Here is a 10,350-nt window from a genome sequence, read left to right as displayed (position 1 = left end):
AATGGCGGTGTAGCTCAGCTGGCTAGAGCGTCCGGTTCATACCCGGGAGGTCGGGGGTTCGATCCCCTTCGCCGCTATTTATTGATCTTGTTGGACCTTTAGCTCAGCTGGTTAGAGCTCTCGGCTCATAACCGAGTGGTCGTAGGTTCAAGTCCTACAAGGTCCATATATTTTGGAGGATTACCCAAGTCTGGCTGAAGGGAACGGTCTTGAAAACCGTCAGGCGTGTAAAAGCGTGCGTGGGTTCGAATCTCACATCCTCCTTTTATATTAACGCGGGATGGAGCAGCTCGGTAGCTCGTCGGGCTCATAACCCGAAGGTCGTAGGTTCAAATCCTGCTCCCGCAATTTGGCTCGGTAGCTCAGTTGGTAGAGCAATGGATTGAAGCTCCATGTGTCGGCGGTTCGATTCCGTCTCGCGCCATATTTTAATGCGGGTGTAGTTTAGTGGTAAAACTACAGCCTTCCAAGCTGTTGTCGCGAGTTCGATTCTCGTCACCCGCTTTGAACTATTGTTCAATTTACCAAGTTCATATTTATGACTTGGGCGCGTAGCTCAGGTGGTTAGAGCGCACGCCTGATAAGCGTGAGGTCGGTGGTTCGAGTCCACTCGTGCCCATAGAATAGGATGGAGAATTACTCAAGAGGCTGAAGAGGACGGTTTGCTAAATCGTTAGGTCGGGTAACTGGCGCAAGGGTTCGAATCCCTTATTCTCCGTAGTAAAAGTTAGCAATGCTAACTTTTTTATTTTATATTATTTATAAGGTGGACTATGAAATATAAGAATTCAAGATTTTTATTTAGATTAGTTGCAGTTTTTTTATTTTTTATATGTTTGTTCTTGTTTTCATATTTTGGTTTCTTTTTTTCTAATATAATTTCAGGAATGTCATTGGTTGATAGTGCACTTTCGAGCCCTTTTTTTCAGGCTTCCAGCTTTTTTAATGCTGTCTCTGAATCAGATAAAATGATTAGTGAGAATCAACTTTTAAAAAATAGGATTTATCAGTTGAAGGATTTAAATGATGAGATTTCTAATCTTGAGAGTGAGAACCAGCAATTGAAATCTTTATTGAATTTTCAAAATTCATTTTCTTCGTCGTTAAAGATTACCTCTAAGGTGTTAAATAGGAATACGATTGCTTGGTATGATAGTTTAACAATATCGGCAGAAAGTAACGATAATTTTTCAGATAACATGTTAGTTGTTGCTAATGGTGGTTTGATTGGTTTTATTACTTCTCACACTGACCAGAGTGCGGAAGTTTCATTATTAACGAATGAAACTTTAACTAGTAATATTACTGTTAAAGTCAAGACAAGTTCAGGTGATGTGTTTGCTGTTTTAACTGGTTTTGATAAAAAAAATGGAGCTTTTATACTTAAGGAGCTTAATAGGGAAATTGATTTAACCGAGGATGAGCAAGTTGTTACAAGTGGATTGGGTGATTATCCTGTAAGCGGTATTCCAGTTGGAAGAATTCAATCTATAAAAGCTGCTGATAATCTTCTTTCAACAGAAGTTTTAGTTAAACCTAGTGCAAGTTTTGATGTGATTCAATATGTAATGGCTATTGGAGAATAATATGCAACGGGTTATTAAAATTTTTATACTATTTTGTATCAGTCTCCTATTATTTTTTATTGATGGGCAGATTTCAACTTTTTTTTCAAATCTACTACCAATTTCTTTGCATCTCATAAGTCATCTCTTATTTCTAGCTTTTATGTGGTTCTCGCTTTGGTATGATTTGTGGCAAGGTTTATTTCTAGCAAGTTTTATTGGTTTCTTTTATGATTTGTATTATCATCATGTATTGGGGTTTGCTATCATTTTATTCCCCATCATAATTTTTTGTCTAGTTAAATGGAATGGAATTGTTTTGAAAAATATTTGGACAAATTTATTAAGTTTACTTTTAATGATTTTTTTCTTTGAGATAACGACTTACTTTATGGCATATTTAACTGGCTTGACTACACGAAATTTTTCTGATTTTGTCCTATGTAGTTTACTTATCAGTTTACTATTTAACCTCTTTAATTGTTTACTATTTTATCCAATTATTCGTAAGATATTTATCTGATAAAAAAATGTAATGAAGGCGTAACATATGATGCGTCTTTTTTTGGTATACTTATAACTGTCTTATTAAATAGGAGTATACTAGTTTTATGAAGAAAAAAATTATCACAAGTTTATTGTTAAGTACAATTACATTATCACAAGGAGTTGCTTTAACTGTTGTTAGAGCTGATGATACAGATGCTAAGATTTCTGCGCAAGACTCAAAAATTAATGATCTTGTTCAGCAACAGCAATCTGCTCAGGCACAAGTTGACAGTATTCAAAGTCAGGTTGACTCTTTACAAGCAGAAAAAGCAAGTTTGCAAGCAGAAAATGATCGTTTAACTGAAGAATCAAAGAAGCTAGAAGCTGAAATTTCAGAGTTATCTGCTAAGATTGTTTCTCGTAACGAATCTCTTCAAAATCAAGCCAGAAGTGCACAAACAAATGGCTCTGTTACAAGTTATATTAATACAATTGTGAATTCAGATTCGATTGTTGATGCGATTTCTCGTGTGTCTGCAATGAGTGAGATTGTTACAGCAAACAATCGGATGCTAGAGCAACAAAAGCAAGATAAGGAAAGTTTAACAGCAAAACAGGTTGAAAATACAGAAGCGATTAACACTGTAATTGCCAATCAACAAACCTTAGCAAATAATGAACAAAGCTTGAACACTAAAAAAGCTGAACTTGAAGCAGCACAATTGAATTTGGCTGCTGAAAAAGCTACAGCTGAAAATGAAAAGAACTCTTTGATTGAACAAAAAGCAGCAGCAGAGGCAGCAGCTCGTGAAGCAGCAGCTCGCGAAGCAGCCTTTAAAGCAGAGCAGGAGGCCAAGGCACAAGCAGCAGCAGCATCTGCTCAGACAAATTTGACAGCACAAGTTCAAGCGGCAACTACAACAACTGTTACTACTGAAACACCGGTACAAGCAACCACGACTGCTAGTGTAACTGATGCTACGCCAGCAGCTCAAACTGTTGTTACAACTACTCAAGCGACAACAGCTCAAACAGCAGCTGTTGCTACCAGTTCAGCGAATACCTATCCAGTAGGAGAATGTACTTGGGGAGCTAAAGCACTTGCTCCTTGGGCAGGCAACTATTGGGGAAATGGTGGTCAGTGGGCTGCTTCTGCAGCAGCAGCAGGTTTTCGAGTAGGAACAACACCAGCTGTTGGAGCCATTGCTGTTTGGAATGATGGTGGTTATGGTCACGTTGCAGTTGTTACTGCAGTTGAGAGTTCTACTCGAATTCAAGTATCTGAATCAAATTATAATGGAAACCGTACAATTGGTAACTATCGTGGTTGGTTTAACCCAACTTCTGGATGGGGTTCATTATCGTATATCTATCCTAACTAATGAGATAATGAATCTAATTTTTATGAGAGCAGACTAATCTGCTCTTTTTTCATTTTTAAATGATAACTGTGGTATCTAATGATTTTCAGTTGTATCTTAGTTTATAGATATTTATCTAGAAGTTTAGTATCCTAGAGTTTAAAATAGTTTGCTATAGTTTATATATACTAGAAAAGAAGGTAAGTTTTTGAAGGAAGAAGTATCCATAGATGGAGAGATTTTATTATGTCTACTGTTTCTACTTTTTTCTTTTATTCTTATACTCTCTTTTTTGATGGTTTAGTTTTGGGAGAATCGTAGTAAATACAGGGGCTGATTTTAGAATTTGGGAAATTTCTATCTTACTTTTATTAGTTTTAGGGAATCTAATCTTTACACAATGAAAAGTCAATTTTTTGATGGAACAGAGGGCAGTTTATGGTTTGGTGTTTCTCTTAATACTATAAGAATCTCCTATTTTCCTCGCGTTTTCACTCTATTTTTATTTGAAAATTCAAGCTAAAAGCGTTACAATAGTATTGGAAAAAAATTTCGGAGGCAAACATGTCATTTTATGATTTAAAGCTCTTTGCTTTGTCGTCTAATCAGGATTTAGCTAAACGCGTTGCGGCGGCTATGGGAATGGAGCTTGGAAAGTCTACTGTGCGGCAGTTTTCTGATGGAGAAATTCAAGTGAATATTGAAGAATCTATCCGAGGGAAGCATGTGTTTATTTTGCAATCAACAAGTTCTCCTGTCAATGATAATTTGATGGAAATTTTGATTATGGTTGACGCTCTAAAACGTGCAAGTGCAGAATCTATTAATGTTGTTATGCCTTATTATGGTTATGCACGTCAGGATAGAAAGGCTCGAGCTCGTGAACCAATTACATCTAAGTTAGTTGCCAACATGTTAGAAATAGCAGGGGTTGATCGTCTACTAACGATTGATTTACATGCTGCTCAAATTCAGGGATTTTTTGACATTCCTGTTGACCATTTGATGGGTGCTCCTTTGATTGCTGATTATTTTGAACGTCGTGGGATGGTTGGTGACGATTATGTAGTAGTGAGCCCGGATCATGGTGGTGTGACTCGTGCACGTAAGTTGGCGGAGTTTTTGAAAACACCAATTGCTATTATAGATAAACGACGTAGTGTTGACAAAATGAATACAAGTGAAGTCATGAATATCATTGGTAAGGTTAAAGGAAAAACTTGTATCTTAATTGATGATATGATTGATACAGCTGGAACGATTTGTCATGCAGCTGATGCTTTAGCGGAAGCTGGTGCAGTTGAGGTCTATGCAAGTTGTACTCATCCTGTACTTTCAGGTCCGGCAATGGATAATATTAGTAATTCAGCTATTAAACAATTAGTTGTTTTAGATACGATTTACTTGCCTGAAGAGCGTCTAATTGATAAGATTAAACAAATTTCGATTGCTGAACTGTTGGCTGATGCCATTATTCGTATTCATGAAAAACGTCCTTTATCACCATTATTTGAAATTTCAAAAGCCAAATAATAATGTCCGAGCCAGTAAATCTGGCTCTTTTCTTTTTGAATGATAGTTGAAAATTGTGGATATGTCATATATTATGATTTTTACTTGTGGATAACAATTTGTTTTTGTCCATTTATCGGGAAGTTATGGTCGTGAAATCTATCAATTTAAGCTATTTTTTGGTATAATAGGAAGCATTAGAAACACGGAGGTATGCAATGGAGTTAACGAAGAGATTTAATAAAAATTTAGATAAAATTGAAGTTTCCTTGATTCGTCAATTTGATCAATCGATTTCTGCTATTCCTGGAGTATTACGTTTGACTTTAGGGGAACCTGATTTTACGACGCCAGAGCATGTCAAAGAAGCTGCTAAACAAGCAATTGACAATGATAAGTCATACTATACAGGTATGAGTGGTCTCCTTGAATTGCGACAAGCAGCAAGTGATTTTGTGAAAGAAAAATATCGTTTATCCTATCATCCAGATAATGAAGTTTTGGTGACAATTGGAGCTACCGAGGCTCTATCTGCTACTTTAACCGCTATTTTGGAAGAGGGAGATACAGTCTTACTTCCTGCTCCTGCTTATCCTGGTTATGAACCTATTGTGAATTTAGTTGGTGCTGAGATCGTTGAAATTGATACAACAGCAAATCAGTTTGTTTTGACACCAGAGATGTTAGAACAAGCGATTCTAGAACAGGGAGATAAATTAAAGGCAGTAATCCTTAATTATCCATCAAATCCAACTGGTGTGACCTATACTAGGGAACAGATAGCTACTTTAGCGGATGTTTTAAGTCGCTATGATATTTTTGTGATTTGTGATGAGGTTTATTCGGAATTGACTTATACAGGAAATAATCATGTTTCCTTAGGTGAATTTTTACCCAATCAGGCTATTATAATTAATGGTCTATCTAAATCTCATGCTATGACGGGTTGGCGTTTAGGATTTATCTTTGCCCCTGCTATTTTTGTAGCACAACTAATTAAGAGTCATCAATATTTAGTGACGGCAGCAAATACGATGGCACAATATGCTGCTATTGAAGCGTTAACGGTTGGTAAAAATGACGCCGAACCGATGAAGAAAGAGTATATCTTACGACGTGATTATATTATTGAAAAAATGACAGAGCTTGGTTTTGATATCATTAAGCCAGATGGTGCTTTTTATATTTTTGCTAAGATTCCAGTAGGGTATGAGCAAGATTCGTTTGCCTTCCTCCAAGACTTTGCTAAGGAACAGGCGGTAGCTTTTATTCCAGGGGCTGCTTTTGGTCAATATGGTGAGGGGTATGTGAGATTGTCTTATGCAGCAAGCATGGACACTATTCAAGAAGCGATGAGACGTCTTAAAATCTATATGGAGACTCATGCTAAGAAGTGAGACAACGCGAGCCATTGTGTTATATAATCGTAATTTTAGAGAAGATGATAAATTAGTCAAAATTTTTACAGAGAAGTCTGGTAAGCGCATGTTTTTCGTGAAACATGCTTCTAAGTCAAAATTACTTCCTGTTATTCAACCACTGACATCGGTAGAGCTTATGATACGGGTGAACGATGAAGGGTTGAGTTACATCGAGGATTATCGTGAAATCACGGTTTTTAATCATATTAATGAAGATTTGTTTACCTTAGCTTATGCGACTTATGTCGCTTCTCTTGCAGATGCGAGTATTCAGGATAATCAATATGATGCATTCTTATTTGCTTTTTTAGAGAAGACTCTCTTATTAATGGAGCAAGGAATTGACTATGAGGTGTTGACAAATATTTTTGAGATTCAGATCTTATCTCGTTTTGGGATTCGATTAAACTTTCATGAATGTGTGTTTTGCCATCGTGTGGGGCAAGCATTTGACTTTTCTTTTCTCTACAATGGTTGTCTTTGCCCTCTCCATTATCAGAAAGATGAGAGGAGAAGTCATCTTGATCCTAATGTCCCTTATTTACTGGATCAATTTTATGCAGTTGATATGAAAACTTTGGAGACGATTTCTCTTAGTGTAGATTTGAAGCTCAAATTGCGACAGTTTATTGATCAGATTTATGAGGAATATGTAGGGATTCACCTTAAACCCAAAAAATTTATTGATTCCCTATCGAATTGGGGTAATACATTAAAAGAAGGAAGAAAAAATGAAGAGGATAGCAATTGATGCTATGGGGGGTGATTTTGCCCCCAAAGCAATTGTAGAAGGTGTCAATGATGCAGTTAGTGTATTTTCTGATGTAGAATTTATACTTTATGGAAACGAAGAGGCTATTCGTCCTCATCTTGTGAATAGTGAACGTATCACGATTGTTCATACGGAAGAGAAAATTAACTCTGATGATGAACCTGTGAAGGCTATTCGTCGTAAAAAGAAGGCTTCTATGGTAATGGCAGCTCAAGCTGTAAAGAACCAACAAGCTGATGCGATGCTGTCCGCTGGGAATACAGGAGCTCTTTTAGCAGCAGGGATTTTTATAGTTGGTCGTATAAAAGAAATTGAAAGACCAGGTCTCATGTCTGTTCTTCCAACTGCAGATGGTAAAGGAGTAGTAATGATGGACCTAGGAGCTAATGCAGAAAGTACGGCTAAGCATCTCTATCAATATGGTGTACTGGGTTCATTTTATGCTGAAAATGTTCGGGGGATAGTAAAACCGAGAGTTGGACTTTTGAATAATGGAACAGAGGCAACTAAAGGGGATTCATTACGTAAAGAAACTTATGAGTTGCTGTCGAATGATAACGAAATGAACTTTGTAGGAAATGTTGAAGCGCGTGATTTGATGAATGGAGTTGCTGATGTCATAGTTTCAGATGGTTTTACGGGTAATGCTGTACTCAAGTCTATGGAAGGGACAGCTAAGAGTATCCTATCGATGTTGAAAACGTCTATCTTAACAGGAGGGATAAAAGCCAAACTAGGTGCTTGGTTACTAAGAGATAGTTTGGTGTCTCTTAAAGCTAAGATGGATTATTCTGATGCTGGTGGTGCAGTATTATTTGGTTTAAAAGCCCCAATTGTAAAAAGTCATGGTTCAAGTGACAGGAAGGCCATTTATTCAACAATAACACAAATTCGGACAATGCTTGAAACGGACCTTATTGGCAAGTCCGTTCGACAATTTTCAAATGAAGAATAGGAGTTTAGTATGACAAATCAAGAAATTTTTGATAAAATTGCAGGAATCATCCAGGAATTACGTGATGAGAAAATAGAGGTTACACCAACCTTATCAATCCAAGATGATCTAGGAGCTGATTCTGTTGAATTGATGGAATTTATTATTGCTGTTGAGGATGCATTTGAGATTGAAATTTCTGACGAGACTGCTGATAAGTTGACAGATATGAACAGTTTAGTTGAATTAGTACAAAAAAGTAAATAGTTATTTGGTTTATCTGAATAATCCGAATGATTATTTCAGGTTGCTGGCAAAAAAATACGGTATTCTTGAAGTAGAAAATTTATTTCGTAAGTCTAATCTGTTATTGTAAAGCAGGCTTTGAGCAATCCACTATTGCCTAAAGATATTTTATCCTAAATAAATTGAAACGGTTGGTCTTTTATCCAACTGTTTTTTTATATAATCTGCTTTTTAAGAATTTTATTTTTACCTTTAGCCCGAGGTTAACAAACTTGAATGCACACTTTTAATATTTCGGAATATCCTTGATATAATCATTTTTTTATGATAAAATATGGAAAAAGAGCATGAAAGGCGAACGAAGAAATGAAAAACCAACTGATTTATACTGGTAAGGCCAAAGATATTTATAGTACAGAAGACGAAAATGTGATTAAGTCGGTCTATAAGGACCAGGCAACCATGCTTAATGGTGCTCGTAAAGAGACTATTAAGGGGAAAGGTGTGCTTAATAATCAGATTTCGTCTCTTATTTTTGAAAAATTGAATGCTGCTGGTGTGGCGACACACTTTATTGAACGTATTTCTGACACAGAACAATTGAATAAAAAAGTAAAAATCATTCCTTTGGAGGTTGTCCTTCGTAACGTGACTGCCGGTTCTTTTTCTAAACGTTTTGGCGTTGAAGAAGGTTTGGATTTGGAAACTCCAATCGTTGAATTTTACTATAAAAATGATGAATTGGATGATCCATTTATCAATGATGAACATGTCAAGTTCTTGGACATTGCCAACGATGAGCAGATTGCCTATATCAAGGAAGAAACACGTCGTATTAATGAATTGTTGAAAGATTGGTTTGCACAAATTGGTCTTCGTTTGATTGACTTTAAATTGGAATTTGGTTTTGATAAGGATGGCAAGATTATCTTGGCAGATGAATTCTCACCAGACAACTGCCGCCTTTGGGATGCGGAAGGGCACCATATGGACAAGGATGTTTTCCGTAGGGACTTGGGCAGTCTGACAGATGTGTACAAGGTTGTGTTGGAAAAATTGCAAGGTTTGAAGTGATCTTTTTGAAAGGGAAAACCCTCGTCTTCAAGAGCCTATTTGAATAGAAATAAGGGAAATAAAATGGATAAACGTATTTTCGTTGAGAAAAAAGCTGATTTTCGTGTGAAATCTGACTCTTTAGTAAAAGAATTACAGCATAATCTTCAGTTGAAAACTTTGAAGGATCTTCGTATTGTTCAGGTTTATGATGTCTTTCATTTGGCGGAAGATTTGTTTGCGCGTGCGGAAAAACATATCTTCTCTGAGCAAGTGACTGATACTGTTTTGGACGAGGCTGCGGTTAAGGCTGATCTTGAAAAGTATGCTTTCTTTGCTATCGAAAGTTTGCCTGGTCAATTTGACCAACGGGCGGCATCTTCACAAGAAGCTTTGCTTTTACTTGGTAGTTCAAATGATGTAACAGTGAATACAGCACAATTGTACTTGGTTAACAAGGATATTGATGCGAATGAGTTGGAAGCTGTCAAAAACTACCTTTTGAACCCAGTGGATTCTCGTTTCAAAGATATCACTGTTGGCATTGCTAAACAGGATTTCTCTGAGTCTGACAAGACCATTCCAAGTTTGGATTTCTTTGAAACTTATACGGCAGAAGATTTTGCACAGTATAAGGCAGAGCAAGGATTGGCAATGGAAGTGGATGACCTTCTCTTCATTCAAGATTACTTCAAATCTATTGGACGTGTACCAACTGAGACTGAGTTGAAGGTTTTGGATACTTACTGGTCTGACCACTGCCGTCATACAACTTTCGAGACTGAGTTGAAAAACATCGACTTCTCAGCTTCTAAATTTGAAAAACAATTGCAAGCGACTTATGACAAATATATTGCCATGCGTGATGAGTTGGGACGTACAGAAAAACCTCAAACCTTGATGGATATGGCGACTATTTTTGGTCGCTATGAGCGTGCTAATGGTCGTTTGGATGACATGGAAGTGTCTGATGAAATCAATGCTTGCTCAGTTGAGA

Annotated in this window: 9 protein-coding genes, 8 tRNA genes and 1 pseudogene; all 18 read left to right on the top strand. The window is 36.8% G+C overall.

Going from position 1 to position 10,350, the window contains the following annotated elements; all coding sequences use genetic code 11:
* Nucleotides 1-3 precede the first annotated feature (3 nt).
* Nucleotides 4-77, top strand: a tRNA-Met gene (locus tag STRDD10_RS08865).
* A gap of 15 nt (nt 78-92) precedes the next feature.
* A tRNA-Ile gene (locus STRDD10_RS08860) sits at nt 93-166 on the top strand.
* Between the two features lie 8 nt (nt 167-174).
* A tRNA-Ser gene (locus tag STRDD10_RS08855) sits at nt 175-264 on the top strand.
* Nucleotides 265-274: 10 nt separating this feature from the next.
* Nucleotides 275-348 (top strand) — tRNA-Met (locus STRDD10_RS08850).
* Between the two features lie 3 nt (nt 349-351).
* A tRNA-Phe gene (locus STRDD10_RS08845) sits at nt 352-424 on the top strand.
* Nucleotides 425-433: 9 nt separating this feature from the next.
* A tRNA-Gly gene (locus STRDD10_RS08840) sits at nt 434-504 on the top strand.
* Nucleotides 505-545: 41 nt separating this feature from the next.
* Nucleotides 546-619, top strand: a tRNA-Ile gene (locus STRDD10_RS08835).
* 11 nt (nt 620-630) lie between these two features.
* Nucleotides 631-718: transfer RNA gene (locus tag STRDD10_RS08830), tRNA-Ser, on the top strand.
* A gap of 55 nt (nt 719-773) precedes the next feature.
* Complete coding sequence (gene mreC / locus STRDD10_RS08825; RefSeq protein WP_082782085.1) at nt 774-1,586, top strand: rod shape-determining protein MreC; 813 nt, start codon at nt 774-776, stop codon at nt 1,584-1,586.
* Between the two features lies 1 nt (nt 1,587).
* Nucleotides 1,588-2,088, top strand: a complete 501-nt coding sequence (mreD, locus tag STRDD10_RS11900) for a rod shape-determining protein MreD (protein WP_067195224.1) — start codon at nt 1,588-1,590, stop codon at nt 2,086-2,088.
* Nucleotides 2,089-2,176: 88 nt separating this feature from the next.
* Nucleotides 2,177-3,436, top strand: coding sequence for a peptidoglycan hydrolase PcsB (gene pcsB, locus STRDD10_RS08815; protein WP_067195221.1), 1,260 nt, complete (start codon nt 2,177-2,179; stop codon nt 3,434-3,436).
* A 543-nt stretch (nt 3,437-3,979) separates the two neighbouring features.
* Complete coding sequence (locus STRDD10_RS08810; protein WP_067195218.1) at nt 3,980-4,948, top strand: ribose-phosphate diphosphokinase; 969 nt, start codon at nt 3,980-3,982, stop codon at nt 4,946-4,948.
* A gap of 197 nt (nt 4,949-5,145) precedes the next feature.
* On the top strand, nt 5,146-6,324 hold the full coding sequence (locus STRDD10_RS08805; RefSeq protein WP_067195215.1) for a pyridoxal phosphate-dependent aminotransferase: 1,179 nt from the start codon (nt 5,146-5,148) through the stop codon (nt 6,322-6,324).
* The gene (recO, locus tag STRDD10_RS08800; protein ID WP_067195212.1) at nt 6,311-7,099 is read left to right on the top strand and encodes a DNA repair protein RecO; all 789 of its coding nucleotides are present in this window, start codon (nt 6,311-6,313) and stop codon (nt 7,097-7,099) included. Before STRDD10_RS08805 ends, recO begins: the two co-directional genes overlap by 14 nt.
* Nucleotides 7,080-8,075, top strand: coding sequence for a phosphate acyltransferase PlsX (plsX, locus tag STRDD10_RS08795; RefSeq protein ID WP_067195210.1), 996 nt, complete (start codon nt 7,080-7,082; stop codon nt 8,073-8,075). Before recO ends, plsX begins: the two co-directional genes overlap by 20 nt.
* A 9-nt stretch (nt 8,076-8,084) precedes the next feature.
* Nucleotides 8,085-8,321 (top strand): acyl carrier protein, encoded by a 237-nt coding sequence (locus STRDD10_RS08790; RefSeq protein WP_067195207.1) that lies wholly within the window; start codon nt 8,085-8,087, stop codon nt 8,319-8,321.
* 345 nt (nt 8,322-8,666) lie between these two features.
* Nucleotides 8,667-9,374, top strand: a complete 708-nt coding sequence (gene purC / locus STRDD10_RS08785; RefSeq protein WP_067195204.1) for a phosphoribosylaminoimidazolesuccinocarboxamide synthase — start codon at nt 8,667-8,669, stop codon at nt 9,372-9,374.
* A 63-nt stretch (nt 9,375-9,437) separates the two neighbouring features.
* Nucleotides 9,438-10,350 (top strand): annotated as a pseudogene (locus STRDD10_RS08780) (phosphoribosylformylglycinamidine synthase); the annotation flags it as partial.

Origin of the sequence: Streptococcus sp. DD10, from assembly GCF_001578805.1 — a bacterium.
Taxonomy (GTDB): Bacteria; Bacillota; Bacilli; order Lactobacillales; family Streptococcaceae; genus Streptococcus.
This window is presented reverse-complemented; position numbering and strand designations above follow the sequence as displayed.